This is a genomic window from Streptomyces sp. NPDC050423 (genome assembly GCF_040655445.1).
Classification (GTDB): Bacteria; Actinomycetota; Actinomycetes; order Streptomycetales; family Streptomycetaceae; genus Streptomyces.
On sequence record NZ_JBFAJY010000003.1, the window covers coordinates 225,921 to 250,760 of the forward strand.

General features: G+C 73.3%; 23 protein-coding genes, 3 pseudogenes and 1 riboswitch. Of the genes and pseudogenes, 12 read left to right on the forward strand and 14 right to left on the reverse strand.

Going from position 1 to position 24,840, the window contains the following annotated elements; genetic code table 11:
- Positions 1-54 precede the first annotated feature (54 nt).
- From cobC to AB0I52_RS04015, 3 pseudogenes are all read right to left on the reverse strand, one after another.
- A pseudogene (gene cobC, locus AB0I52_RS04005) lies at positions 55-1,167 on the reverse strand (Rv2231c family pyridoxal phosphate-dependent protein CobC); the annotation flags it as partial.
- Positions 1,133-1,401, reverse strand: a pseudogene (locus tag AB0I52_RS04010) (CbiX/SirB N-terminal domain-containing protein); the annotation flags it as partial. The pseudogenes AB0I52_RS04010 and cobC, both read right to left, overlap by 35 nt.
- Positions 1,398-1,844, reverse strand: a pseudogene (locus AB0I52_RS04015) (cobalamin biosynthesis protein); the annotation flags it as partial. The pseudogenes AB0I52_RS04010 and AB0I52_RS04015, both read right to left, overlap by 4 nt.
- A gap of 91 nt (positions 1,845-1,935) precedes the next feature.
- Between AB0I52_RS04015 and AB0I52_RS04020 the strand changes: the two are divergent.
- A complete protein-coding gene (locus AB0I52_RS04020) occupies positions 1,936-2,658 on the forward strand; it encodes a ZIP family metal transporter (RefSeq protein ID WP_363068648.1) in 723 nt (240 codons plus the stop codon).
- A gap of 38 nt (positions 2,659-2,696) precedes the next feature.
- Here AB0I52_RS04020 and AB0I52_RS04025 read toward each other — a convergent pair whose 3' ends face one another.
- From AB0I52_RS04025 to AB0I52_RS04055, 7 genes are all read right to left on the reverse strand, one after another.
- Entirely contained in the window at positions 2,697-4,064 is a 1,368-nt protein-coding gene (locus AB0I52_RS04025; RefSeq protein ID WP_363068650.1) for a cobyrinate a,c-diamide synthase, read from the reverse strand.
- Positions 4,058-4,657 carry a cob(I)yrinic acid a,c-diamide adenosyltransferase gene (cobO, locus tag AB0I52_RS04030; protein ID WP_363068652.1) on the reverse strand — a complete coding sequence of 200 codons (600 nt, stop codon included), beginning with the start codon at positions 4,655-4,657 and terminating at the stop codon, positions 4,058-4,060. Before cobO ends, AB0I52_RS04025 begins: the two co-directional genes overlap by 7 nt.
- Entirely contained in the window at positions 4,657-6,681 is a 2,025-nt protein-coding gene (locus tag AB0I52_RS04035; RefSeq protein ID WP_363068654.1) for a putative cobaltochelatase, read from the reverse strand. The genes cobO and AB0I52_RS04035 overlap by 1 nt, the downstream gene beginning before the upstream one ends.
- A 52-nt stretch (positions 6,682-6,733) precedes the next feature.
- The gene (locus tag AB0I52_RS04040) at positions 6,734-8,284 is read right to left on the reverse strand and encodes a cobyric acid synthase (RefSeq protein ID WP_363068656.1); all 1,551 of its coding nucleotides are present in this window, start codon (positions 8,282-8,284) and stop codon (positions 6,734-6,736) included.
- Positions 8,281-9,294, reverse strand: coding sequence for a cobalamin biosynthesis protein (locus AB0I52_RS04045; RefSeq protein ID WP_363068658.1), 1,014 nt, complete (start codon positions 9,292-9,294; stop codon positions 8,281-8,283). The genes AB0I52_RS04040 and AB0I52_RS04045 overlap by 4 nt, the downstream gene beginning before the upstream one ends.
- 144 nt (positions 9,295-9,438) lie before the next feature.
- Positions 9,439-9,572, reverse strand: a riboswitch (cobalamin riboswitch).
- A gap of 170 nt (positions 9,573-9,742) precedes the next feature.
- The gene (locus AB0I52_RS04050) at positions 9,743-9,973 is read right to left on the reverse strand and encodes a hypothetical protein (RefSeq protein WP_363068660.1); all 231 of its coding nucleotides are present in this window, start codon (positions 9,971-9,973) and stop codon (positions 9,743-9,745) included.
- 12 nt (positions 9,974-9,985) lie between these two features.
- Positions 9,986-11,269, reverse strand: coding sequence for an inorganic phosphate transporter (locus tag AB0I52_RS04055; RefSeq protein WP_363068662.1), 1,284 nt, complete (start codon positions 11,267-11,269; stop codon positions 9,986-9,988).
- Positions 11,270-11,504: 235 nt separating this feature from the next.
- Here AB0I52_RS04055 and AB0I52_RS04060 point away from each other — a divergent pair, with 235 nt between their 5' ends.
- The 3 genes from AB0I52_RS04060 (at position 11,505) to AB0I52_RS04070 (ending at position 14,930) form a co-directional block, all read left to right on the forward strand.
- Positions 11,505-12,194, forward strand: coding sequence for a class II aldolase/adducin family protein (locus AB0I52_RS04060; protein ID WP_363068664.1), 690 nt, complete (start codon positions 11,505-11,507; stop codon positions 12,192-12,194).
- A gap of 111 nt (positions 12,195-12,305) precedes the next feature.
- Positions 12,306-13,433 carry a hypothetical protein gene (locus AB0I52_RS04065; RefSeq protein WP_363068666.1) on the forward strand — a complete coding sequence of 376 codons (1,128 nt, stop codon included), beginning with the start codon at positions 12,306-12,308 and terminating at the stop codon, positions 13,431-13,433.
- Between the two features lie 186 nt (positions 13,434-13,619).
- The gene (locus tag AB0I52_RS04070; protein ID WP_363068791.1) at positions 13,620-14,930 is read left to right on the forward strand and encodes a hypothetical protein; all 1,311 of its coding nucleotides are present in this window, start codon (positions 13,620-13,622) and stop codon (positions 14,928-14,930) included.
- A 48-nt stretch (positions 14,931-14,978) separates the two neighbouring features.
- On the opposite strand, the gene AB0I52_RS04075 is transcribed toward AB0I52_RS04070, so the two are convergent.
- On the reverse strand, positions 14,979-15,392 hold the full coding sequence (locus tag AB0I52_RS04075) for a VOC family protein (protein WP_363068668.1): 414 nt from the start codon (positions 15,390-15,392) through the stop codon (positions 14,979-14,981).
- Between the two features lie 431 nt (positions 15,393-15,823).
- On the opposite strand from AB0I52_RS04075, the gene AB0I52_RS04080 reads away from it, so the two are divergent.
- The 3 genes from AB0I52_RS04080 to AB0I52_RS04090 all read left to right on the forward strand — a co-directional run bounded on the left by AB0I52_RS04080 (position 15,824) and on the right by AB0I52_RS04090 (position 18,929).
- Positions 15,824-17,422 carry an ABC-F family ATP-binding cassette domain-containing protein gene (locus AB0I52_RS04080; protein ID WP_363068670.1) on the forward strand — a complete coding sequence of 533 codons (1,599 nt, stop codon included), beginning with the start codon at positions 15,824-15,826 and terminating at the stop codon, positions 17,420-17,422.
- Positions 17,423-17,763: 341 nt separating this feature from the next.
- On the forward strand, positions 17,764-17,985 hold the full coding sequence (locus AB0I52_RS04085; protein WP_363068672.1) for a helix-turn-helix domain-containing protein: 222 nt from the start codon (positions 17,764-17,766) through the stop codon (positions 17,983-17,985).
- 152 nt (positions 17,986-18,137) lie between these two features.
- Positions 18,138-18,929, forward strand: coding sequence for an enoyl-CoA hydratase/isomerase family protein (locus tag AB0I52_RS04090; RefSeq protein ID WP_363068674.1), 792 nt, complete (start codon positions 18,138-18,140; stop codon positions 18,927-18,929).
- A 60-nt stretch (positions 18,930-18,989) separates the two neighbouring features.
- Here the strand turns inward: AB0I52_RS04090 and AB0I52_RS04095 are convergent, their stop codons facing one another.
- The gene (locus tag AB0I52_RS04095; RefSeq protein ID WP_363068676.1) at positions 18,990-19,724 is read right to left on the reverse strand and encodes a hypothetical protein; all 735 of its coding nucleotides are present in this window, start codon (positions 19,722-19,724) and stop codon (positions 18,990-18,992) included.
- A 93-nt stretch (positions 19,725-19,817) separates the two neighbouring features.
- Here AB0I52_RS04095 and AB0I52_RS04100 point away from each other — a divergent pair, with 93 nt between their 5' ends.
- From AB0I52_RS04100 to amaP, 5 genes are read left to right on the forward strand one after another with little or no spacing between them, the layout of a single operon-like run.
- Positions 19,818-20,312, forward strand: coding sequence for an Asp23/Gls24 family envelope stress response protein (locus tag AB0I52_RS04100; protein WP_363068678.1), 495 nt, complete (start codon positions 19,818-19,820; stop codon positions 20,310-20,312).
- Between the two features lie 32 nt (positions 20,313-20,344).
- Complete coding sequence (locus AB0I52_RS04105; RefSeq protein WP_136330255.1) at positions 20,345-20,536, forward strand: hypothetical protein; 192 nt, start codon at positions 20,345-20,347, stop codon at positions 20,534-20,536.
- Positions 20,537-20,541: 5 nt separating this feature from the next.
- A complete protein-coding gene (locus tag AB0I52_RS04110; RefSeq protein ID WP_362961664.1) occupies positions 20,542-20,895 on the forward strand; it encodes a hypothetical protein in 354 nt (117 codons plus the stop codon).
- The gene (locus AB0I52_RS04115) at positions 20,892-21,581 is read left to right on the forward strand and encodes a DUF6286 domain-containing protein (protein ID WP_363068680.1); all 690 of its coding nucleotides are present in this window, start codon (positions 20,892-20,894) and stop codon (positions 21,579-21,581) included. The genes AB0I52_RS04110 and AB0I52_RS04115 overlap by 4 nt, the downstream gene beginning before the upstream one ends.
- Positions 21,578-22,165: an alkaline shock response membrane anchor protein AmaP gene (gene amaP / locus AB0I52_RS04120; protein WP_363068682.1), complete on the forward strand. Its 588-nt coding sequence runs from the start codon at positions 21,578-21,580 to the stop codon at positions 22,163-22,165. Before AB0I52_RS04115 ends, amaP begins: the two co-directional genes overlap by 4 nt.
- Positions 22,166-22,236: 71 nt before the next feature.
- Here amaP and AB0I52_RS04125 read toward each other — a convergent pair whose 3' ends face one another.
- Complete coding sequence (locus AB0I52_RS04125) at positions 22,237-22,992, reverse strand: SDR family oxidoreductase (protein ID WP_363068684.1); 756 nt, start codon at positions 22,990-22,992, stop codon at positions 22,237-22,239.
- 4 nt (positions 22,993-22,996) lie between these two features.
- Complete coding sequence (locus AB0I52_RS04130; RefSeq protein WP_363068686.1) at positions 22,997-24,808, reverse strand: glycoside hydrolase family 15 protein; 1,812 nt, start codon at positions 24,806-24,808, stop codon at positions 22,997-22,999.
- Positions 24,809-24,840 lie beyond the last annotated feature (32 nt).

Below are 24,840 nucleotides of genomic sequence, written 5' to 3' on the forward strand. Positions count from 1 at the left end.
ACGAGTGGAGCACCGCTCCCCGCCCCCGACGCGACACCGGACCGGGCGGTGCCGTCACCGGCTGACGGCGGTCAACGCCTGGAGCGCCTGATCGAGCACCTGCAGAAAGCGGTTGGTCGTCGTGCGGTCGCGCACGGCCAGCCGCAGCCAGTCGGTGCCGAGCCCCGGAAACGTGTCGCCGCGCCGGGCCGCGAAGCCCATCATCCGCAGCCGCTCCCGTATCTCGGCAGCCCGCTCCAGCCGGACCAGGACGAACGACGCCTCGGCCGGCTCCACCACCTGGATCTCGGTGAACTCGCGCAGCCCCGCGACCAGATGGCACCGGTCCACCGCGATGCGCTCCGCCGCGGCTGCCGCCTCGGCCAGCGCCCTCGGTTCCATGCACGCCTCGGCGGCCGTCAGCGCCGGTGACGACACCGGCCACAGCGGCTGCGCCTCCGCCAGCATGCGCACGGTCTCCGGCGCGGCCGTGACATAACCGATCCGCAGCCCGGCGAGCCCCCAGGTCTTGGTGAGGCTGCGCAGGACGACGAGCCCGGGGACATCGGTGCGGCCGCACAGCGCCTCGCGCTCACCCGGCACCGCGTCCATGAACGCCTCGTCGACCACCAGGGTCCGCCCGGGGCGGGCCAGCCGCTCCAGTACGGCCGCGGGGTGCAGCACGGACGTCGGGTTGGTCGGATTGCCGACCACCACCAGATCCGCGTCCGCCGGAACGGCGGCCGGATCCAGCCGGAAGCCGTCCTCGGCCCGCAACAGCACCCGTCCCACCTCGTGCCCGGCCGCGCGCAGGGCGGCCTCGGGCTCGGTGAACTGGGGATGGACCACGACCGGCCGCCGGGCCGGCAGCGCGCGTGCGATCAGCACGAACGCCTCCGCCGCACCCGCCGTCAGCAGGACCCGCTCGGGCGGCAGCCCGTGGCGTGCGGCGACCGCCGCGAGCGCCGGACGCCCGTCCGGGTAGGCGCAGAGCGCGCCGAGCGACGCGGCTATCCGCTCCTTCAGCCAGGCCGGTGGGGTACCGGCCCGTACGTTGACGGCGAGATCGGTCAGATCCCGGCCCCGTCCCCGTACCTCCGCGTCACCGTGATGCCGCAGATCGTGGGCGCCCGCGCCGGTTGCGTCGGGGCTCTCAGTGGGAGTGTGCATGACCGCCATGGTGGGGGGTGGTGGTGATGGCCGTCGGTGTCAGGGTGGAAGCGCGGCTGCTGCGGCGGTCCCACCTTGTCTTCGAAGCCCGGCAGTGGAATCGGTACACGCAAGAGTCGCATTTCATCCGCGAATCGCTCTTGGCGGCCTCCCGGTAGCGCCGCCGGTGCAGAGGAAGTACGGCAGAACGACTATGCGCCCCGCACCCGGCTTCACGCAACGGTCCAGGCCCTGCCGCACATCGGGCGCGGCCGGCGGACCACCGCGCAGGTGGCCATCGCCGCGCGTCCCTCGGGCCGCGACTTCCGCTTCGGCACCAGGAGTTCGCCGCCGGCGGCGAGCGCCGCGGCCTCCGCCACCGAGGGTGTGCCGGCGGCGGCGAGCGGCGCGCCGGACGGATGCGGCACCTCGATGCGGGCCAGCTCCTGGGCCGGGTACGTCCGCAGCGGCACACCGAGCCGTGCGGCGGCGGCCATGATCCCCGGCTCCTCGGCCTTGGTGTCGACGGTCACCAACTCCGCGACGCTCGACGGCGACAGCCCCGCCGCCGCCAGGGTGTCCCGGATCAGCCCGAACACCTCGTCCGCGGGTGCGCCCCTGGACGCGCCGACCCCGACCGCGAGCGAGACGCCCCCCACAGCGCCCCCCACCGCGTCCGTCGCCGCCGGCACGGCTGCGGCGACTGTTTCGGTCATGGAACGATCCTTTCGGGACGAGAGATGAACGGGACCTGACGAGGGGCGCCCTGAGATGCGCGCACCGGGGTCAATCGGCTAGCAAGAGCCCATGGCGGTGTTCGTCGCGCTCGGCGCGTTCCTGATGACCCTGGCCGGTGGCTGGGTCGCCCAGCGCGTCACCGACCGCCGCCACCTCGTACTCGGCTTCGCCGGCGGACTGATGCTCGGCGTGGTCGGCCTGGACCTGCTGCCGGAGGCGATCGAGGCCGCGAGCGGTCCCGTCTTCGGCGTACCGGCGGCCCTGCTGCTGTTCGTCGGCGGCTTCCTGGTCGCCCACCTGGTGGAGCGACTGCTCGCGGTACGCCAGGCCGCACACGGCGCGGGCGAGGAACGGGTGCCCCAGGTCGGGCTGACAGCGGCGGCGGCGATGGTCGGCCACAGCCTGATGGACGGCGTGGCGCTCGGCGCCGCCTTCCAGGTCGGCGGCGGCATGGGCGCGGCCGTCGCCCTCGCCGTCATCACCCACGACTTCGCGGACGGCTTCAACACGTACACGATCACCAGCCTGTACGGGAACGCCCGCCGCAAGGCCCTCACGATGCTCTACGCGGACGCGGCGGCGCCCGTCGTCGGCGCGGCGACGACGCTTCTGTTCACCCTTCCGGCGGAACTCCTCGGCTGCTATCTCGGTTTCTTCGGCGGAGCGCTGCTCTACCTCGCCGCCGCCGAGATCCTGCCCGAGGCGCACCACGACCACCCGGCCCGCTCCACCCTGCTCTGCACGGTCGCCGGAGTGGGCTTCATCTGGCTGGTCGTGGGCATCGCGGACTGACCGGCGCACCGCTTGCCGTCCCGTGCCGTGCCCATGGTTCATCCCGCGCACCTCTCGACGAACCGGCGGGCCGTACCGGGCGCCGAGGCCCAGTGCGTGTGCAGATAGCTCGCGTGCACGCCCCGTCGCACGAACCCCTCCACGCGCCGCTCCGGCCGGTGCATGCCCCAGGCCGGCTGGTCCCCGGCGCCCGGCTCCAGCACGGTGCGGTGGAACTCGTGCCCGCGCATCCGCGTACCGGCCGCCGCGAGCACATTGTCGGAGAGTGCCACGGCGTCCCGGTAACCGAGCGTCAGCCGCTGGGACATCCGCCCCTCGGCGTCCAGCACCCCGCACATGGGCAGCCCGTCGAGCGACCGCGCCAGGTACAACAGCCCCGCGCACTCGGCGGCCACCGGTGCCCCGGACGCCGCCAGCCCCGCGACGGCCCCGCGCAACGGCTCGTTGGCGGACAGATCGGGCCCGTACACCTCGGGGAACCCGCCCCCGATGACCAGCCCCCGGGTCCCCTCGGGCAACGCCTCGTCCCGCAACGGGTCGAACGGCACCACCTCGGCCCCGGCGGCGGTGAGCAGCTCACTGTGCTCGGCGTAGGAGAAGGTGAAGGCGGCCCCGGACGCGACGGCGACCCGCACCCCTTCCGCTTCCGGAACGGGCCCGCCGCAGCCGGCCATGGCCCCCGCCGCGTCCCACACCTCACTCGCCACGGACGGCGCGGACCGGGCCAGCGCCATCAGCGCGTCCAGATCGCACCCCGCCGTCACCTGTTCCCGCATCGCAGCGACCGCGGCCACCGCGTCGCCCCGCCGCTCGGCCACCGGCACCAGCCCCAGGTGCCGAGACGGCACCGCCACCTGCTCGGCCCGCCGCAACACCCCCATGACCGGTACCCCGGACTCGTCCAGGGCCTCGCGCAGCAGCGCCTCGTGGCGGTCCGAGCCCACCTTGTTCAGGATCACCCCGCCGATCCGCACCCGCGGGTCCCACGAGGCGAAACCGTGCACCAGCGCCGCCACCGACCGCGACTGCGACGACGCGTCCACGACCAGCACCACCGGCGCCCGCAACAGCTTCGCGACGTGCGCGGTGGACGCGAGCTCACCGAGCCCCGATGCCCCGTCGTACAGCCCCATCACACCCTCGACGACCGCCAGGTCACAGCCCTGCGAACCGTGCGCGAACAGCGGAGCGATCAGCTCCGGCCCGCACATGTACGCGTCGAGATTGCGCCCCGGCCGCCCCGTCGCGAGGGTGTGGTAGCCCGGGTCGATGTAGTCGGGCCCGACCTTGTGCCCGGACACGGCGAGCCCGCGCCCGGCGAAGGCGGCCAGCAGACCCGTCGCGACGGTGGTCTTGCCGCTGCCGGACGACGGCGCGGCGATGACCAGGCGGGGAACCGTCACCACTCGATGCCCCTCTGGCCCTTCTGTCCGGCGTCCATCGGGTGCTTGACCTTTGACATCTCGGTCACCAGGTCCGCCGCGTCCAGCAGCGCGGCAGGAGCGTTGCGCCCGGTGATCACCACATGCTGCGAACCGGGCCGGTCCCGCAGCACTTCGACGACCTCGTCGGTGTCGATCCACCCCCAGTGCATCGGGTAGGCGAACTCGTCGAGCACGTACAGCCGGTGCGTCTCGGCGGCGAGATCACGCTTGACCTGCTCCCAGCCCTCGCGGGCCGCGGCCTCGTTGTCCAGCTGCTGGTCGCGCTGGACCCAGGACCAGCCCTCGCCCATCTTGTGCCAGACGACGGGCCCGCCCTCGCCGCTCGCGCCGAGTACCTTCAGCGCGTTCTCCTCGCCGACCTTCCACTTCGCCGACTTCACGAACTGGAAGACCCCGACCGGCCACCCCTGGTTCCAGGCGCGCAACGCCAGCCCGAAGGCCGCCGTCGACTTGCCCTTGCCGATACCGGTGTGCACCATCAGCAGCGGCCGGTTGCGGCGCTGCCTGGTGGTGAGTCCGTCGTCCGGCACACTGACCGGCTGTCCCTGCGGCATCAAGCGGCCCTCCTGCTGTTGTCCTGAACATCCTTGACCAGCCCGGCGATCGAGTCCGCCCGCAGCTCGTCGAGCGTGACGGCGGTGCCGCCCAGCTCGCCCGCGAGACTCACCGCGAGACCGAGCCGCACCGGGCCCGGCTCGCAGTCCACGACGACGGACGCCGTGCCCTCGGCCTCGTGCAGCCGGGCGGCCCGCGCGGCCAGTGCCACCGGCTCCGGCCCCCCGGTCGCCCGCCCGTCGGTCACCACGACCAGCAGCGGCCGCCGCGACGGATCACGCAGCCGCTCCACCCGCAGCACGTCATGGGCCTTCAGCAGCCCGGCGGCCAGCGGGGTTCGCCCACCGGTCGGCAGCGTCTCCAGCCGTGCCGCCGCCGCGTCCACCGACGAGGTGGGCGGCAGCACCACGGCCGCCTCCTTGCCCCGGAAGGTGACCAGACCGACCTTGTCCCGCCGCTGATAGGCATCCATCAGCAGGGAGAGGACCGCACCCTTCACGGCGGCCATCCGCTGCCGGGCCGCCATCGACCCCGACGCGTCCACGACGAACAGCACAAGATTCCCCTCGCGCCCCTCTCGCGTCGCCTGCCGCAGATCGTCCCGCCGCACCACCAGACCCGGCCCGGACCGGCCCCGCGCCCGCTGGTGCGGGGCGGCGGCCTGCACGGTGGCGGCCAGGTGCAGCTTGGTCAGCGCGCCCCGCGGACGCCGCGCACCGGTGGTACGCCCGTGCTCGGTGCGCGCCCGGGAGCGCCGCCCCGCCGCGCCCTCGCCCAGGCCCGGCACGCTCAGCATCTTCGTCCGGAACGGCTCGCCGGCCCGCACGGGCTGCTGCTCGCCGCCCCCGCCCGGCCGGGGCTGCCCCGGTTCCTGCTCCCCGCCCTGCTCGGGCACGGACTGCGCGGGCGTGTCGTCGGCGCCGCCCTCAGGTTGCGGCGGCGTGCCGGGTCCGTCGCCCTGCGGCGGCCGGCCGCCGCCACCGGGGCCGTCCGGGTCCGGATCGTCGTCCCCGCCGCTGTTCTGTTCCAGCGTGTCGTCGAGCTTGTCCTCGTCGAGCCCCGGCGCGTCGAACGGATTGCGCCGGCGCCTGTGGGGGAGCGCGAGCAGGGCGGCCTGCCGGACGTCCTCGGCCAGCACATCGGTGCGCCCCGCCCACGCGGCCAGCGCCGTGGCGGTCCGGGCCATCACGATGTCGGCGCGCATCCCGTCGACCTCGAAGGCCGCGCAGGTGGCCGCGATCTGCCGCAACGCCCCGTCACCGAGCCGTACTTCGGGCAGCAGCGCACGCGCGTCGGCGATCCGGGCCCGCAACGCGCCCTCCTCGTCCGCCCATCGGGCGGCGAAGGCGGCCGGATCGTCGTCGTACGCGAGACGCCGCCGCACCACCTCGACCCGCAGATCGGTCTCACGGGACGCGGCCACCTCGACGGTCAGCCCGAACCGGTCGAGCAACTGCGGCCGAAGCTCGCCCTCTTCGGGGTTCATCGTCCCGACGAGCAGGAAGCGCGCGGCATGGCGTACGGAGACGCCCTCGCGCTCCACGTAGGAGGCGCCCATGGCGGCCGCGTCCAGCAGCAGGTCCACCAGATGGTCGTGGAGGAGGTTGACCTCGTCCACGTACAGGATTCCGCGATGGGCATCCGCGAGGAGTCCCGGCTCGAAGGCCTTCACGCCCTCCGCGAGCGCCCGTTCGATGTCGAGCGCCCCCACGAGCCGGTCCTCGGAGGCGCCGACGGGCAGCTCGACCGTCCGCGCCGCCCGCGACACGCCGGGCGCGGACTCGTGGGGGCCGTCGGGACACGCCGGATCGGGTGACGCGGGGGCGCAGGAGAACCGGCACCCGGGGACGACGGACACCTCCGGCATGAGCGCGGCCAGCGCACGCACCGCGGTGGACTTGGCGGTGCCCTTCTCGCCGCGCACCAGCACCCCGCCGACGGCCGGCGAGATGGCGTTGAGCAGCAGGCCGAGGCGGAGATCGTCCTGCCCGACGATGGCGGTGAAGGGGTACGGCGTACTCACAAGGCCTCCTTGGTGGCGGCGGTTTCCAGCGGTTTCGGCGGCCGGCGGGCGGTCATGCGGGTGCTCCAGGTGCTGCGGGTGCTCCTGGGGCGATGAAGGGGAGTCCTGCCGGCGCGCCCGACTCGATGAGCCGCCACAGCGCGTCGGTGTCCGCGTGTTCTTCGATGAGGTCGCCGAGGCGGTCGAGCTGTTCCTCGCGCAGCTCGGCGAAGCAGGTGCCGGGGGCGGGCACGAAGCGGCGGCCGGCGGCGCGCGCGACCTCGGTAAGGAAGCGGCGGCGGAACGCGTCGCTCTCCAGGGAGCCGTGCCAGTGGGTGCCCCACACGGCGCCGGACCGGCAGCCGTCGAGGCGCCGCCCCTGTCCGTCAGTGAGGAACGGCTCGCCGCCCCGCACGTCCGCGACGCCGTGGTGGATCTCGTACCCCTCGACGGGGGCGCCGAGCGCCTCGCCGGCCGGCCGGGCGAGGGTCTTCTCGCGGGCGAACCGGATGCGTACCGGCAGCAGCCCGAGCGCGTCGACCTGCCCGGCGCGCGACTCCACCTCGTCCTCGATGCGTTCGCCGAGGATCTGGTAGCCGCCGCAGATGCCGAGGACCGGGCGGCCCTCGGCGGCGCGCCGCAGCAGCGCGTCGGCGAGCCCGCGCTCGCGCAGCCAGGCCAGCGCCTTCACGGTGCCGCGGGTGCCGGGCACGATGACGAGGTCGGCGTCGGACAGTTCCTCCGCGCGGTCCACGAACCGCACGACGACACCCGGTTCGGCGGCCAGCGCGTCGACATCGGTGAAGTTCGACATCAGGGGGACCGCGCACACCGCGACGCGCAGGACGTCCTCGCCGTGCGGCGGAGCGACGGCCGACTCCCGTACGGTGCCGCGCAGCGAGACCCGCAGCCCGTCCTCCTCGTCGATGCCGAGGCCGTGGGCGAACGGCAGCACCCCGTACGTCGGCCGTCCGGTGAGATCGCGCAGCATGTCCAGGCCGGGCTCCAGCAGCGACACGTCACCGCGGAACTTGTTGACCAGGTAGCCGGCGATCAGTGCCTGGTCCTCGGCGGCGAGCAGTGCCGTCGTACCGAAGAACGACGCGAAGACCCCGCCCCGGTCGATGTCCCCGACGACCACCACCGGGAAGCGGGCCGCCCTGGCGATGCCCATGTTCACGATGTCCGTGCGCCGCAGATTGATCTCGGTCGGACTGCCCGCCCCCTCGCAGATCACCGCGTCATACGTGCCCCGAAGCTGCTCCAGGCAGTCCACGACGGTGGACAGCAGCGCTTCCTGCCTGCCGCCGTGGTAGCCGCGGGCGCTCATCTCGCCGACCGCGCGCCCCATCAGGACGACCTGGCTGGAGCGGTCGCCGCCGGGCTTGAGCAGCACCGGGTTCATCAGCGCGGTCGGCTCCACCCGGGCCGCCTGGGCCTGCATGGCCTGGGCGCGGCCGATCTCGGCGCCCTCGCGGGTGACGAAGGAGTTCAGGGACATGTTCTGCGCCTTGAACGGCGCGACCTTCACGCCCCGGCGCACCAGCCAGCGGCAGATGCCCGCCGTGACGACGCTCTTGCCCGCGTCCGAGGTGGTCCCGGCGACCAGCAGCCCGCCGCTCATGTCGGCCTCCGTCCTGAGGTGCGCGTACCCGGGGCGTGCGGCCCCGTGCCGTGCGTCGAGGTGATCCGCCGTGCCGCCGCGCCCGCGCCCAGGCGGGCCGCCACGCTGACGCCGAGGGCCAGTGCACCGATCCGGCGCGACAGCCGTACGGCGCATTCGATGTCCTCGGTCTCCACCGCCCGGCCCGTCTCCCCGTTGAGTACGGGGCGGTGCTCGACCCGGCCGCCGTAGGCGAGGGTGCCGCCCAGGCGTACGCCGAGGGCGCCCGCGAAGGAGGCCTCCACGGGGCCCGCGTTGGGGCTCGGGTGCTTGGCGGCATCCGCCCGCCAGGCCCGCAGTGCCCCCCGGGGCCGTCCGCCCGCCGCCACGGCGAGCAGCGCCGTCAGCCGGGCGCCCGGCCAGCCCGCGAGGTCGTCGAGGCGGGCCGAGGCCCAGCCGTAGCGCAGGTGGCGGGGCGACTTGTGGCCGACCATGGCGTCGAGGGTGTTGGTGGCCCGGAAGCCGACGAGTCCGGGGACCCCGCCCAGCGCACCCCACACCAGCGCGCCGACCACGGCGTCCGAGGTGTTCTCGGCGACGGACTCCACCACGGCGCGGGCGATCTGCGGTCCGTCCAGGGACTGCGGGTCACGGCCGCACAGGTGGGGCAGCCGCTCACGGGCCAGGTCCAGGTCCCCGGCGGCCAGGGCGCCGCCGATGGACCGGGCCTCGCGCCCCAGCGACGTACCGCCGACGACGGACCAGGTGGCGACGGCGGTCAGGGCCACGGAAGCGGCGGGACAGCGGCGCAGCGCGCGGGCGGCCAGCGCGGCACCCCCCGCGGCGCCTCCGGCGCAGACCAGGGTGTGCAGTGCGCCCCACCCCCGGTGGTCGCGCCACAGACGGTGTTCGACGCCTGCCGCGGCCCGCCCGAAGGCGGCGACCGGGTGTCCCCGGCGGGGATCACCGAGCAGCAGATCGCCGATCAGACCGGCCGCGGCGCCGTACGCGAAGATGCGATCGGCACGCACGGTTCAGCCGGCCGTCGCGCCTCGAAGGACCTTCGTGCGGGCAGCTGGTGGAAGGGGCGGCGCAGATACGGACGCACGGCGGCCGGGCATGGCGATATGTCCTCACTCAGGGTCCGCGCCCTGGTTCGACGTGACCGGCGACGAGAGTCTCCTGGCTCCCGGATCCGCAGTTCCCCCGGTCTTCCGGTCCACATGGCGTGGACCGTGACTTCCGGTGGTGGGGGACTGCTCCCCGGTGACAGTGGCGGGACCGCGCCGGATTCGCACCGGCTTCCTCTGCTGTCGCCGTAATGGCTCCGGCAGTCCACCACGCTCCGCGAACGTCAGTCAACCTGCCGTTGACCTGCGACGGTGCAGTGTGCTGAGACCCACATCGGGCCGGACGCACCGAGGTGCGTCCGGCCCGATGGGCAGGAGCGGGAAGGGCCCCGCGGGGTCCTTCCGGAGGTCAGGCGACGATCATGTAGATCCCGTAGGCCACCGCCGCCGCGCACAGCCCGAAGCAGACGTACGCGCCCGCGCGGGCCAGCATGAGGGACCCGCCGGCCTGCCCGCCCTGCGCGGGTTCCGGCTGCCTGGAGAGGCCGACGATGCCCAGGGTGAAGAGACCCACCAGGGCGACGGTGGCGACGAGAGAGACACCGAAGACGGTGCCGAGGGCTGCCCAGTCGATGTTCATGGGGATGTGTCCTTACACCGTGGCGGGTCGCGCCGGGTCGGCTACGGGTCCGGCCGGGGCCGGGATGGTGGTCTTGAGGTCCTGCTGCGCCTGGGCCGCGGTGGGCGGCGGGCTGACGGCCGCGATGGCGGTGGTGACGACGCCCGCGGGTTCGGCGTCCACGGCGACAGGAGTGCCGTCCCGGCCGCCGGGTGCGACATCGTCCTGGCCGACCGGCTTGCGGCGCGACAGGACCCAGATCGCTCCGGAGCCCGCGACCAGCAGCACGGCGACGACCACGACACCCCAGGTGCCCTGCTTGGTGAGGAATTCCGCCCCCGCGCCGACCAGACCGGCGGCCGGCAGGGTCAGACCCCAGGCGACGAACATCCGGGTGGCGGTGGACCAGCGGACCACACCGCCCCGGCGGCCGAGGCCCGCGCCCATCACGGCGCCGGAGCAGGACTGGGTGGTGGAGAGGGAGAAGCCGAGGTGCGAGGAGGCCAGGATGACCGTCGCCGCACTGGTCTGGGCGGCGAAGCCCTGCGGCGGCTTGAGCTCGGTGAGGCCGCTGCCCATGGTGCGGATGATGCGCCAGCCGCCCAGGTACGTGCCGAGCGCGATGGCCAGACCGGCACTGACGATGACCCAGACCGGCGGGTTCGAACCGGGGGAGAGCACCCCGCCGGTGACCAGGGCCAGCGTGATGATGCCCATGGTCTTCTGCGCGTCGTTGGTGCCGTGGGCGAGCGAGACCAGCCCGGCGGAGGCGATCTGCCCGGCGCGGTAGCCCTTGGCGGTCGCCTTCTCCTGGGCGCCGTTACGGATCTTCCCGCCGATCCGGTACGTCAGCTTGGTGGCCAGCAGCGCGGCCAGACCGGCGACGACCGGGGCGGCGACCGCGGGGAGCAGCACCTTGGTGACGACCGTGCCGCCGTCGACCGACGACCAGCCCGCGGACATCACCGCGGCGCCGATCAGACCGCCGAAGAGGGCGTGGGAGGAGCTGGACGGGAGTCCGACCAGCCAGGTCAGCAGATTCCACAGGATGGCGCCGACGAGCGCCGCGAAGATGACCTCGGTTCTGAGGCCGTTCTCATTGATGATCCCGCCGGAGATCGTCTTGGCGACCTCCACCGACAGGAACGCGCCGACGAGGTTGAGAACGGCGGACATCGCCACCGCTGTCTTGGGTTTGAGTGCGCCGGTCGAGATGGTCGTGGCCATCGCGTTGGCGGTGTCGTGGAAACCGTTCGTGAAATCGAACACTAGAGCTGTCACGATCACAATCGCGAGCAGCAGCGTGATGTGTTCCATTTACCCAGGCAATCGTTCGACGGCAGTGGCACGTGGACCGTAGGCAATCTGGGTGAACGGAAGATGAACTGAACAGGGCGTTGCGGTGACTCCAATCGGAGGGTCGTCGCTCCACTTGGCCGTGCTCCGACAGTGCGGGACGGGTACGGGGCGGTGTGGGCCCCGGTTCCGGCTCCGGACGATCTTCCGGAGGAGGCGGAGACATGGACCGCTCATCAGTGGAAAGGATCTTCGTATGAGCGATCAGCGGCGAGGCCCGGTCGAACGGGCCGGGGACATCGAACAGGCCTGGGTCGCGGTCGTCGCCACCGCGCGCAGGACGGCGGCCGACGGCCTGGTCGTCGGGACCTCGGGCAACGTGTCGGCGCGGGTGGGCGGCACCGTCCTGGTCACCCCGAGCGGCGTGCCCTACGACCGGCTGCGCCCCCAGGACGCGGTCGGCGTCGATCTGGAGGGCAACCGGGTCCTCGGTGAGCTGGCTCCGACCAGCGAACTCCCGCTCCATCTCGCGGTCTACCGGAACACGGCGGCGGCCGCCGTGGTGCACACCCACGCGGTGCACGCCACGGCCGTCTCCACGCTCGTCGACGAGGTCCCGCCGATCCATTACGCGGCCGCGATGCTGGGCGGCCCCGTACGGGTCGCCGCCTACGCCCGGTACGGGACCGACGAGCTGGCCGCGAACATGCTGGCGGCCCTGCGGGACCGCACCGGCTGTCTGCTCGGCAACCACGGAACCCTCACTTACGGAGCCACCCTCGACGAGGCGTACGACCGCACCGCCCAGCTCGAATGGCTCTGCCGCCTCTGGCTCGCCGCGAGCGCCGTCCCCGGCCGTTCCCCGGCCCTGCTCACCCCGGACCAGCTGGGCGACGTCCGGGAGGCGCTGAAGGGGTACGGGCAGCCGGGCCCGGGCCGTCCGTGATCTTCCCGTCCCCCTTCGGGCGGCGGGCGCCGATGCCGCCGGGGCGGGCGCGCGGCACCGGACGGCCCCCGCCCGGTGGCCGACTCCGGGAGCGCCCACGAGACTGAAGCCGTGCGCCCGGCAACAGCGACGGCAGCAGTCGTCACCTCCATCCTCGGCGCCGGTGCGGCAGCGGTCGCGGCCGGCCGGTACGCCGGCGACGTCGCCCTGCGGGCGCCGTCCGGACGTCCCTTCCCCGCCGACCGCAGACTCACCGTTCATGCCACGGCGGCGGGGCAGGTCACCCTGACCCGGTCCTTCGCCGCGCTGCGGCCCGGCACCTACGGGCTGGTCGGTGACGACGTCCACGCCGTCGTCGGCCCGGTGATCGACCAGGCCCACCAGGCCCCCGACACCGTCGTGCGCCGGCTGGAGCGCGTCAACCGCGGCACCCTGCGCCCCGGGGCCAAGGTCCGCATGACACCCGAGCTGCACAGCGGCGACCCCGCCACGGCCCTCGGCCTGGACCACCGGGAGGTCGAGATCACCGGCGAACTCGGCGTCCTGCCCGCCTGGTTCGTGCCCGCCCCCCGCGACACCTGGGTCATCACCGCCCACGGCATCGGCACCACCCGGGAACACCCCCTGAACCTGCTCGGCTTCCTGAACGGCCAGCAGCTTCCGGTGCTCGATCTCGCCTACCGCGGCGACACCGGGGCCCCGCGCTCCCCGGACGGCCTCAGTCACCTCGGCGAGTCCGAATGGCGCGACCTGGACGCCGCCATCCGCTTCGCGGTGCGCTACGGCGCCGAACGGGTCGTGCTGCACGGCTGGTCCACCGGCGCCTCCATGGCCCTGCACGCCTCCGTCAACTCCGCGCTCCGGGACCGCATCTGCGGCCTCGTCCTCGACTCCCCGGTCATGGACTGGGCCACCACCCTGCGCGCCCTGGCCGCCGCCCGCGGGGTCCCGTCCGCCCTGCTGCCCCTCGCCGTCCGCGCCGCCCAGGGACAGACCGGACTGCAAGGCGCCCGGCTCCTGGACACCTCGCTGCCCCGGACCCTGCACGTCCCCACGCTGATCTTCCACGGGCCCGACGACACCCTGGCGCCCTGGCGGCCCTCCCGGGCGCTCGCCGCCCGCCGCCCCGACCTGGTCGCCCTGCACCCCGTACCGCGGGCTCCGCATGCGGCGATGTGGAACGCCGACCCGGGCCACTACGAAGAGACACTTCGGCGCTTCCTCACGCCCCTGATGTGAGCTGATGTGCCGCTTCGGCCGGTTGGTCCCGGACGGGTGCGGACGCCCCGGGACACCGGCGATCCGGGTTCCGTTTGGGCTTTCGGGCTGTCAGAGGCAAGACTGATCCCCGTGACGTCCCGTACCCCGCGCGACTCCAGGCTGCGACTTGTCCGCCCGCGACCCCTCGCCACCGCTCGCAAGGCCGTGATCACCCGGCGCACCAGGCCGGCGCCCCGCCCGCCCGAGGGCACCCCGCCCCGGGCGGAACTGGCCCGCCAGGCCAGGACGGCCCTCGCCGACGCCGTGCGGATCGCCCGCTGGGCGGCCGGCGGCTCCCGCCCCGGCACACCACCCCTGGCCGCCACGTCCCTCGAACGGGCCTCCTCCGAGCTGGAGTTGTCCCCGGCCCAGGTGCGCTCCGGCTGGGACCGGGCCCGGCTCGCCGGCCTCGTCGAACTGCACGGCGACACCGCACGGCCCGGCTGGCGGCTGCGCGCCTGGGACCGCGACGACTCCGCCGTGCTCCGCGGCTGGGTCGCGCTCTTCGACGCCTGGTCACTCGTCCACCCCGCGCCGCAGGACATCGAGTCCACCGCCGTCGCCGAGGCCGTCGAGGCCGTGCCCCAGGTGCTCTCCCTCCTCCAGCTCTCCGCGGGCCCGGTCACCGTGCCCGCGCTCCTGGACCTCCTCGGCCAGCGCGTCGCCGAGCTCCACGAGGAGCGCTGCGAGGTGCCGTACGGGCCGCAGCCACTGCCCGTCCCCGCCGAGGAGGCCCCCGCCGCCCACCCCGAGGCCCTGGTCGCCCTCCTGCTGGACTGGGCCCTGGAGGGGCTGGCCGCCGTCGGGGCGCTCACCCTCGGATCCGGGCACGCCACGCTCACCCCGCTCGGCAACTGGGCGGTCTGGGTCAAGCTGGAACAGATCTGCGTCGCCGCCCAGAGCCCGGCCGGCAACATCGAGCAGTCCGCCGCCGACATGCTGCTCGGCTGCGCCCGGCTCACCCCCGGACCGGCCCGTGCCGAATACCGCGCCTGGCTGGCCGCCCGCCCCGTCGGCAGCGCCGTCGCCGAACTCCTCGGGGTGGCCCGGGGCGAGGACGCGCTGCTGCGCGGGCTCGCCTTCGAGGCGCTCCGCGTCGTCGGCGCACCCGCCGAGCCCGAGGTGCGCTCCGTCGTCGCCGACCCGTCGCTGCGCCCCTACGCACTGCTCTGGCTCGCCGAGTACGACGGGGCCGACCCCGAGGACGCCCAGGAGGTCCTCAGCCGCGAGGAGGCCACCTGGCTCTGGGTCGACACCGCGGCGGCCGTGGCCGACCACGGCGAGACCGGACTGCTGGTCCGCCACCTCGACTCGGCCGTGCAGGGCAGCGTCCCCGCCCTGCTCGACGAGGTACGGGCCGTCGGCCATCCGCGCACCGTCCAGGTCCTGGTGGCGCTGGCCGCCGCACACCCCGACCCCGCGCTCGCCAAAGCCGTCCGCAAGGCGGCGTTCCAGGTGCACACCGGCGGAGCCTGACCGGGCGGTCGGGCCGGCCGGGGGAGACCCGCGGCCGGCCCGCGGCCCTCAGCCCGCCGCCCCCGGGGCGTACGTCCCGAAGCTCCACACATTGCCCTCGGCATCCCGCGCCATGTAGTCCCGCGAGCCGTAGTCCTGGTCGGTGGGCGGCATCAGGATCTTCACCCCGTGCTCCACCGCCCGCGCGTGGTGCGCGTCGACGTCGTCGACCACCACATAGACGCCGGCCGGCCCCGACCCCCGCATCGCCTCGGCGAAGATCCCCTCGCGGCCGCTGGAGCTCAGCATCACCCTGCCGTTCCCGCAGGACAGCTCCGCGTGGAGCACGGTGCCGTCCTCGCCCTCGTACACCGCTTCCTCGGTGAAGCCGAGCCCCTCCGTCAGCGTCTTGATCGCTGCCTTCGCGTCGTCGTAGACAATCGTCGGAAACACCGACGGAACGCCTGCCGTCGAGCCGGCCATCGTGCTCACCCCTTTTCGCGTCGCTCAGGCCCGCGCCTGACTCGTGTGTGACCTGTGTCTCAGTCTTCCACCGGGCACTGACAGCCGTGCGTTCACGACTCCGGCGAGCCCTCGGCGACCGCGGCGGGAGCAGGCGGCAAAGTGATTGGACACCGCCAGTAGACTGGTCCTCATGGCAACTCTCCTTGTGCGTGTGCGTGAGTAGCGGCGTTCGAGTCGTGAACCGCTAGGGCCTGTCGTTTGCATCAGGCCGGGCTCGCGTGCCCTGGCACCGCGGCTCGCGGCGTTGTCGTCGGTCGACGACGCTCCGCGTCGCCTCCCTCCTCCGCCTTGCGACCCCCGGCACCAGCCCCCGCTCCCTGATCCGGCCTGATGCAAACGACAGGCCCTGGCCGTTCTTCCGCCGTCCATTCCGCCCTGGAGTTTTACCCGTGATCACCGCCTCCGGCATCGAGCTGCGCGCCGGCGCCCGTATGCTCATCGAATCCGCCTCCTTCCGCATCGCCAAGGGCGACCGCATCGGCCTCGTCGGCCGTAACGGAGCGGGCAAGACCACCCTCACCAAGTGCCTCGCGGGCGAGGGAACCCCCGCCGCCGGCACCATCACCCGCTCCGGCGAGGTCGGCTACCTCCCGCAGGACCCGCGCACCGGCGACCTCGACGTGCTCGCCCGGGACCGCATCCTCTCCGCCCGCGGCCTCGACGAGATCCTCCGCAGGATGCGCGAGAACGAGGAGCGGATGGCGAACGGCAAGGGCGCCACCCGCGAGAAGGCGATGAAGAAGTACGAGCGCCTGGAGACGGAGTTCCTCACCAAGGGCGGATACGCCGCCGAGGCCGAGGCAGCCACCATCGCCGCGGCCCTCAGCCTGCCCGACCGGGTGCTCGCCCAGCCGCTCCACACGCTCTCCGGTGGTCAGCGCCGCCGTGTCGAGCTGGCCCGGATCCTCTTCTCGGACGCCGACACCCTGCTCCTCGACGAGCCCACCAACCACCTCGACGCCGACTCCATCGTCTGGCTGCGGGACTACCTCAGGAGCTACCGCGGCGGCTTCATCGTGATCTCCCACGATGTCGAGCTGGTCGAGACCGTCGTCAACAAGGTCTTCTACCTCGACGCCAACCGCTCGCAGATCGACGTCTACAACATGGGCTGGAAGCTCTACCAGCAGCAGCGCGAGGCCGACGAGAAGCGCCGCAAGCGCGAGCGCCAGAACGCCGAGAAGAAGGCCGCCACGCTCAACGCCCAGGCCGACAAGATGCGCGCCAAGGCCACCAAGACCGTGGCCGCGCAGAACATGGCCAAGCGCGCCGACCGGCTGCTCTCCGGCCTGGAGGCCGTGCGGGTCTCCGACAAGGTCGCCAAGCTGCGCTTCCCGGACCCCTCGCCGTGCGGCAAGACCCCGCTGATGGCGGAGGGCCTCTCCAAGTCCTACGGGTCGCTGGAGATCTTCACCGACGTCGACCTCGCCATCGACAAGGGCTCCCGGGTCGTCATCCTCGGCCTCAACGGCGCCGGCAAGACCACGCTGCTCCGGCTCCTGGGCGGCGCGGAGAAGCCCGACACCGGCGACATCATCGAGGGCCACGGACTCAAGCTCGGCTACTACGCCCAGGAGCACGAGACCCTCGACCCGGACCGCACCGTCCTGGAGAACATGCGCTCCGCGGCGCCCGACCTCGATCTCGTCGCGGTCCGCAAGACGCTCGGCTCGTTCCTCTTCTCCGGGGACGACGTGGACAAGCCCGCCGGAGTGCTCTCCGGCGGTGAGAAGACCCGGCTCGCCCTGGCGACGCTCGTGGTCTCCTCCGCCAATGTGCTCCTGCTCGACGAGCCCACCAACAACCTCGACCCGGCCAGCCGCGAGGAGATCCTCGGCGCGCTGCGCACGTACAAGGGCGCCGTCGTCCTCGTCACGCACGACGAGGGCGCGGTCGAGGCGCTCCAGCCCGAGCGCATCATCCTGCTGCCGGACGGCGTCGAGGACCTGTGGGGTGCGGACTACCGGGACCTGGTCTCGCTGGCCTGACCCCGACCGGCCGCCCACTGATCCACTCCCACTGGATCATTCGGCCTACGCGTGATCCATCATCTGCGTGAGTACGTCTCGTACCTCGGCGCGGCGCCCGGCAGATACCTGCCGGGCGCACCCATCTGCGGGCGCGCTCGCCGTGCGGCCCTGACCTGGACGTTCCCCCCGGGGTGTTCCCCACGGACCCTCCACGGCCCCGCGGAATGCGAGATTCCGATCAGTCCGGCGCACTCCCGGGGCGTGAATCCGGTTGCACGGACCTTGCCGAATGGGTGGCCAGGAAGCTCCGGAGGGGTGATCATGAGAGTCCAGAGCGCACTTCCCACGAGGAGGCACGGGTGGCCGAGACTCTGAAGAAGGGCAGCCGGGTAACCGGCGCCGCGCGCGACAAGCTCGCGGCAGACCTGAAGAAGAAGTACGACTCCGGTGCGAGCATCCGGGCGTTGGCCGAGGAAACCGGCCGCTCCTACGGATTCGTCCACCGGATGCTCAGCGAGTCCGGAGTGACGCTGCGAGGACGCGGCGGCGCGACACGAGGCAAGAAGTCCGCGACGGCCTGACAGGCGTCGACGGATCGGAGCAGGTCGCAGGACCTGCTCCGGGGCTCACCGGTTTCGGCGGTGGCCACCCGGTCGATCGTGCGGTCGATCGGGTGGTTACTGTTCAGTCACTTAGCTCGATGTGCTGACTGCACCCGAACCGGAGGCGCTCCATGACCTCGCTCGACTCCGTGCTCGACAAGGACGGCGTACGACTCACCGTCGATGACGCGATTGCCACGGTGGCCCTCACCAACCCGGCCAAGCGCAACGCTCAGTCCCCCGCTCTGTGGCGGGCGTTGACAGAGGCCGGACGGGCCCTGCCCGGCAGTGTGCGGGTCGTCGTGCTGCGCGGCGAAGGTGTGTCCTTCTCCGCCGGTCTCGACCGGCAGGCGTTCACCCCGGAGGGTTTCGACGGTGAGCCGTCGTTCCTCGACATGGGGCGTGGTCCCGAGGCCGAGCTCGACGCGGTCATCGCGGAGTACCAGGAGGCGTTCACCTGGTGGCGTCGCAACGATGTCGTGTCGATCGCGGCCGTCCAGGGACATGCCATCGGCGCGGGCTTCCAGCTCGCCCTCGCCTGCGATCTGCGGATCGTCGCCGAGGACGTGCAGTTCGCCATGCGCGAGACCAGCCTCGGTCTGGTGCCCGACCTCACCGGCACGCACCCCCTGGTGCACCTGGTGGGGTACGCACGCGCGCTCGAAATCTGCGCCACCGGCCGCTTCGTGCACGCCGCCGAGGCCGAGCGCACCGGGCTGGCCAACCTCGTGGTGCCCGCCGATGAGCTCGACGGAGCCGCCCGTGACCTGGCCGGCGCCCTGCTGGCCGCCCCGCGCGACGCCCTCGTCGAGACCAAGGCCCTGCTGAGCGGGGCCGTCACCCGAACGTACGAGGAGCAGCGCACCGCCGAACGGGCCGCGCAGGGCCGCCGGCTGCGCGACCTCGCGGGCCTGTCCGACTGACACGTCACCCGGCCGGGGGTACACACCGCCCCCGGCCCGTCGCCGTCCCACGCGCCCGGTTCAGCTCTCCGGGGTTTCCGGCGCACCGGGAGGCTCCGGTTGCCCCGTCACCGCCGTGACCAGCACCGCGACCGGCGGATGCCTGTCCACTGCCTCCGTCACCGCCGTCCGCACCGCGCGTGCCACGTCGAGCGCGCGGTGGCCCTCGTCCGTCGCCAGTTCGACCCGTACGTGGTCCGCGCCCGTGTGCACCGCCGCGCCCAGTACCCGGGTCAGCGTGGCGACACCGGCCACCCCGGCGGCCGCCCGGCCCGCCGCGTCCTCCGGCTCGGCCGCACGTACCCCGGCCGGCTCCGGCTCGTCCGGCTCCGGCGCGGTGTCCAGCAACTCCGTCACCTGGAGGTCCACCTCGGCGACCACCAGGCCGAGCCGGCGTGAGGCCGCCGCCAGCAGTGCCGAGCGCAGCGCCGCCGCGGCGACGGGCAGGGGCTGGTCGGCCGTCGCCGCCATGGTCGCCTCGATCCTCAGCGGGCCCGGTGGCAGCGCGCTCGGGGGCGAGGGCACCTGCGGACCGGGGGCCGTCCCCGGATCGGCCACCGCGATCCTCAGCTCACCGAGCACGGGCCCCGCCCCCGGGCCGCGTACCGCCCGGCGCAGCACCGCGACCGCGGCCCGTTCCGAGATCCAGGCCCCGTCCGCAGGACCGCCCAAAGGGAGCAGCCTGCCCAGGCCGAGTCGCTGCCGGACCGCAGTCGTCCATCCGTCGGCCCTGTTCGGGCTGTCAGCCGTCGTCATTGCCCCAGCCTGCCGCATCCACGGCGCGAGACGGGGCAAGCGCACTTAATGTGGGCAAGGAAGTCCAATCCTGCCCCGAAGGGAAGAACGGCGATGACCGACACCCCACAGCGGAACCGGCCCGAGAACCCCGACAAGGACGCGGCGGGTGGCGACAACAGGACATCGCCACTGACCAAGCGCGGCGGCGGAGACCCCGCAACGCGCGGCCGTACGACGATCGCCGACGGCGTGGTCGAGAAGATCGCCGGAATGGCGGCACGCGACGTGGTCGGCGTGCACGCGATGGGCAGCGGCCTCTCACGCACCTTCGGCGCGGTGCGCGACCGGGTGCCCGGCGGCGGCAAGTCCGTCACCCGGGGCGTGAAGGCCGAGGTCGGGGAGTCGCAGACCGCCCTCGACCTGGAGATCGTCGTGGACTACGGCGTGTCCATCGCAGATGTCGCCCGTGACGTACGGGAGAACGTGGTCGCCGCCGTCGAGCGGATGACGGGTCTCGAAGTCGTCGAGGTCAACATCGCGGTGAGCGATGTGAAGCTGCCCGACGAGGAAGACGACGACGAACAGCCCGAGCCACGTCTCCAGTAGTCCTCCCGTCCGAGGTAGTTGAGGAGCGCACGATGAGCATGGCTGTGGTCGGCATGGTGGCAGGCATGGCGCTCGGATTCGCCGGATATTTCGGCGGGTTCGGTGCCTTTCTGCTGGTGGCCGCGTTGGGGGCGATCGGCTTCATCGCCGGTCGCTTCCTCGACGGTGACCTGGAGCCCGGCGACTTCTTCCGGAGTCGCGATCGCGGCGACCGACGGCGGTGACGGCCGTGTCGGGGGCGAGCGGCCGGGTCGCCGCAGGGGAGCGCGGGGAGACCCGGATCGCCGACCGGGTGGTCGCGAAGATCGCCGCGCAGGCGGCGAAGGAGGCCGTCGACGAGCCGGCGAAGGACGGTGCGTCGCCACGCGCCACGGTCACGGTGCACCGTGACACCGCCCGGGTACGGGTGAGCCTGGAGCTCGGGTATCCCAGCGACATCGGCCGCCAGTGCGGTGCGGTGCGTCACCGGGTCGCGATGCGGGTAAAGGCGTTGGCGGGGATGGAGGTGCCCGAAGTGGCCGTACAGGTCGAGCGCCTGCACCCCTCAGGAACGAGCCTCGCGGCGCAGGGGAGGATCCGATGACCGAGCCCCGCAACCCGGAACACGGCAGTACGCAGCGGCTGCCCACGGTCCAGCCGGTGGAGGAAGGGGACGCGCACGGACTCGACCAGTCGGCGTCGTCCGCCGCCTACGACCCGGTGTCCGACAAGGAGCGGGGCGACGGCGGCGCGGGCCGCTTCTGGTCCGCCCGCCGCATTCCGGCCGGCATCCTCGCCCTGGTGGTCCTCGGCGGCGCCGGACTCCTCCTGTACGACGTGGCGGCGGTCCGGGCCGGCCATCCGGCGATGCAGTGGCGCCGCTCGCTGGCCGACGAGCTGGCCCGGCGGCCGCTGAACGACGTCTGGGTGCTCACCGGTGCGGCGGTCGCGGCGGCGATCGGCCTGTGGCTGATCGTCCTCGCGCTCACACCCGGACTCCGTGACCTGCTGCCGATGCGCCGTGACCGCCCCGGCGTACGGGCCGCTCTCGACCGGACCGCGGCCGCGATGGTCCTGCGCGACCGGGCCGTCGAGGTGTCCGGCGTGCAGTCGGTCCGGGTCCGGATGGGCCGGAACAAGGTGGGGGTGCGGGCCGTCTCGCACTTCCGTGAACTCGACGACGTACGGGCCGATCTGGACACCGTGCTCTCCAGGGGCATCGGAGAACTCGGACTGTCCAGGCCGCCGGGCCTGTCCGTTCACGTCCGCCGTCCGGCGAGGAAGGGGTGAGCGGCGTGCTCAGGACCGTCAACCGGGTACTGCTGGGGCTCGCCGGGCTGGTGCTGGTCTGCGTGGGCGGCGGGGTACTGGCCGCCGCGACCGGGCTCTCCGTACCGTCCTGGTGGCCCTGGTCCGGCAAGAACGACGTGCTGCTCAGCGAGTCCGGCCGGGACCGCTGGCGCTCGGACGGCTGGTGGTGGCCGACGGTGATCGCGGTCCTCGCCGTCCTCGTCGTGCTCGCCCTGTGGTGGCTGCTGGCCCAGCTGCGCCGCGCCCGCCTCTCCGAAGTGCTGGTGGACAGCGGGGACGGCGAGGGCGCGCTGCTGCGCGGACGGGCCCTGGAGGGCGTGCTCGCCGCGGAGGCGGGAGCGCTGGACGGGGTGGCCCGCGCCCAGGTCGTACTGACCGGGAAGCGCAGCACACCGCAGGCCAGGATCCGGCTGCTGATGGAGCCGCACGCGGCGCCGGAGGAGGCGCTGGGCCGGCTGACCGACGAGGCGCTGGCCCGTGCCAGGGACTCCGCGGGCCTGGCGCGGCTGCCCGCCGAGGTCCGGCTGAAGGCGGTCAAGCACCGCGCGGAGCGGGTGAGCTGACGGACGGTGCGGACCCGCCGGGCGGGCCGCCGGCGTCGTCCGGCTCCCGCCCGACGGTTCGGAGCGACGGTTCAGAAGCCGTGCCGGGAGCCGCCGTCGACCGGGACCATGATGCCGGTCAGATACGAGGCGGCGGGCGAGAGCAGGAAGGCCGCCGTCCGGCCGAACTCCTGCGGAGTGCCGTAGCGGCGCAGCGGGATGCGCGCCTCGTTGGCCGTGCGCGAGGCCTCCGCGTCGCCCGAGAGCGCGTCCAGTTCACGTACCCGGTCGGTGTCGATCCGGGCCGGCAGCACGCCCACCACCCGGATGCCCCGCGGGCCGAGCTCGTCGGCCAGTGACTTGGCGAACCCGGCCAGGCCGGGGCGCAGACCGTTGGAGATGGTCAGTCCGGCGATCGGCTCGTGGACGGAGCCGGAGAGCACGAAGCCGATGACCCCGCCCTCGCCGAGCGCCGCGGCGGCCGCACGGGCCAGCCGCACCGCGCCCAGGAAGACCGACTCGAAGGCCGACCGCCACTGCTCGTCGGTGTTGTCCGCGGCGGAACCGGGCGCCGGACCGCCGACGCTGATGAGGATGCCGTCGAGCCGGCCGAACCCCTCCCGCGCGGCGTCCACCAGCCGCTGCGCCACGGACGGGTCGGCGTTGTCGGCGGCGAGCCCGACCGCGTCCGGGCCCAGCTCTTCGGCGGCGGCCCGGACGGTCTTCCCGTCCCGGCCGGTGATGATCACCTTCGCGCCGTCGTCCACCAGCGCCCGCGCCGCGGCGTTGCCCAGTCCCCGGGTCGCGCCGGTGACGATGTACACACGGTCCTTCAGTCCAAGATCCATGGCCCTATCCTGCCGCCTCGCCCGGCGCCGTGTCCTCGCGGGCCTGCGCCTCGGCCAGCGCGACGGCCGTCCCCACCAGCCCGATGTGGCTGAACGCCTGCGGGAAGTTGCCGAGCTGGCGCATGGCGACGGTGTCGTACTCCTCGGCGAGCAGCCCCACGTCGTTGCGGAGCGCCAGCAGCCGCTCGAACAGTTCGGTGGCCTCCTCGGTGCGCCCGGTCATCCGCAGCGCGTCCGCGAGCCAGAACGAGCAGGCCAGGAACGCGCCCTCACCGCCTGGCAGCCCGTCGATCGAGGTTCCGTCGGTGCTGTAGCGGCGCACCAGCCCGTCGCTGCCCAGCTCGTCGCGGACCGCGTCCACCGTCCCGACGAGCCGCGGGTCGTCCGGCGGCAGGAACCCGGTCCTGGCGATCAGGAGCGTCGCGGCGTCCAGGTCCCGTGACCCGTAGGACTGGGTGAAGGTGTTGCGCACCGGGTCGTACCCCTTCTCGCACACCTCCCGGTGCACGGCGTCCCGCATCGCCCGCCAGCGGTCGGCGTCGCCGGTCAGCGACGGGTCCTCCTCCAGACTGCGCACGGCCCGGTCGGCCGCCACCCAGGCCATTACCTTGGAGTGCACGAAGTGGCGGCGCTGACCGCGGATCTCCCACAGCCCCTCGTCCGGCTCGCGCCAGGTGGACTCCAGGAAGCCGAGCAGGCTGAGCTGGAGGTTCCAGGCGTGCGGTTTGTCGCCCAGGCCCGCGTCGCGGGCCAGCCGCAGCGAGTCGATGACCTCCCCGTACACATCGAGCTGACGCTGGCGGACCGCGGCGTTGCCGATCCGGACCGGGGTGGAGTTCTCGTACCCGCGCAGCCACGTCAGTTCCGACTCGGGCAGTCTGCGCTCGCCCGCGAGCCCGTACATGATCTGCAGGTCGGCCGGGTCCCCGGCGACGGCGCGCAGCAGCCAGTCCCGCCAGGCGCCGGCCTCCTCCAGATAGCCGGCCGAGATCAGCGCGCCGAGGGTGAGCGTGGAGTCCCGCAGCCAGCAGAAGCGGTAGTCCCAGTTCCGTACGCCGCCGATCTCCTCGGGCAGCGAGGTGGTGGGGGCCGCCACGATGCCGCCGGTCGGGCCGAAGGTGAGCGCCTTCAGGGTGATCAGTGACCGGATCACCGCCTCCCGGTAGGGCCCTTGGTACTTGCAGCGGGCGGACCACTCGGCCCAGTCGGACAGGGTGTTCTTCAGCGCCTCGTACGGGTCGACGAGATCGGGCCGGGGCGAGTGCGAGGGGTGCCAGGTCAGGACGAACGCCACCTGGTCGCCCGCGGAGACGCTGAACGAGGAGCAGGTGGAGAACTGCTGGCCCCAGGTCTTGACCGGCGGTTCGCTGCGCAGCCAGGCGGAGTCCGGCCCCGCGACCGCCACCCGGTGGCCCTGCGAACGGCGCACCCAGGGCACGACCGAGCCGAAGTCGAAGCGCAGCCGCAGCACGGAGGCCATGTCGACGGTGCCGCTGACCCCCTCGATGATCCGCATCACATCGGGTTCCTGGTCGCGCTGTGGCATGAAGTCGATGACCTTGACCGTGCCGGTGCGGGTCTCCCAGAACGTCTCCAGGACGAGGGAGTCACCCGCGTAGGAGCGCCGGGTACAGGTGTCCGCACCCTTCGGTGCGATACGCCAGTGGCCGTTTTCCTTGTCACCGAGCAGGGCGGCGAAACAGGCGCCCGAGTCGAAGCGGGGCAGGCAGAGCCAGTCGACGGAACCGTTCTTTCCGACCAGGGCGGCTGTCTGGAGATCGCCGATGAGGGCGTAGTCCTCGATGAGTGGGGTCACGCCTGGCGTGTTCCCGAACATGGCCCTCGCTA

Bases quoted from the DNA above. Each gene is read 5' to 3' on its own strand.
- AB0I52_RS04105 (WP_136330255.1), top strand. From the start codon at position 20,345: ATGAGCATGGCTGTGGTCGGCATGGTGGCAGGCATGGCGCTCGGATTC.
- AB0I52_RS04100 (WP_363068678.1), top strand. From the start codon at position 19,818: ATGACCGACACCCCACAGCGGAACCGGCCCGAGAACCCCGACAAGGAC.
- AB0I52_RS04095 (WP_363068676.1), bottom strand. From the start codon at position 19,724: ATGACGACGGCTGACAGCCCGAACAGGGCCGACGGATGGACGACTGCG.
- AB0I52_RS04055 (WP_363068662.1), bottom strand. From the start codon at position 11,269: ATGGAACACATCACGCTGCTGCTCGCGATTGTGATCGTGACAGCTCTA.
- AB0I52_RS04020 (WP_363068648.1), top strand. From the start codon at position 1,936: ATGGCGGTGTTCGTCGCGCTCGGCGCGTTCCTGATGACCCTGGCCGGT.
- cobO (WP_363068652.1), bottom strand. From the start codon at position 4,657: ATGCCGCAGGGACAGCCGGTCAGTGTGCCGGACGACGGACTCACCACC.
- AB0I52_RS04125 (WP_363068684.1), bottom strand. From the start codon at position 22,992: ATGGATCTTGGACTGAAGGACCGTGTGTACATCGTCACCGGCGCGACC.
- AB0I52_RS04090 (WP_363068674.1), top strand. From the start codon at position 18,138: ATGACCTCGCTCGACTCCGTGCTCGACAAGGACGGCGTACGACTCACC.
- AB0I52_RS04050 (WP_363068660.1), bottom strand. From the start codon at position 9,973: ATGAACATCGACTGGGCAGCCCTCGGCACCGTCTTCGGTGTCTCTCTC.
- AB0I52_RS04115 (WP_363068680.1), top strand. From the start codon at position 20,892: ATGACCGAGCCCCGCAACCCGGAACACGGCAGTACGCAGCGGCTGCCC.
- AB0I52_RS04060 (WP_363068664.1), top strand. From the start codon at position 11,505: ATGAGCGATCAGCGGCGAGGCCCGGTCGAACGGGCCGGGGACATCGAA.
- AB0I52_RS04075 (WP_363068668.1), bottom strand. From the start codon at position 15,392: ATGGCCGGCTCGACGGCAGGCGTTCCGTCGGTGTTTCCGACGATTGTC.
- AB0I52_RS04040 (WP_363068656.1), bottom strand. From the start codon at position 8,284: ATGAGCGGCGGGCTGCTGGTCGCCGGGACCACCTCGGACGCGGGCAAG.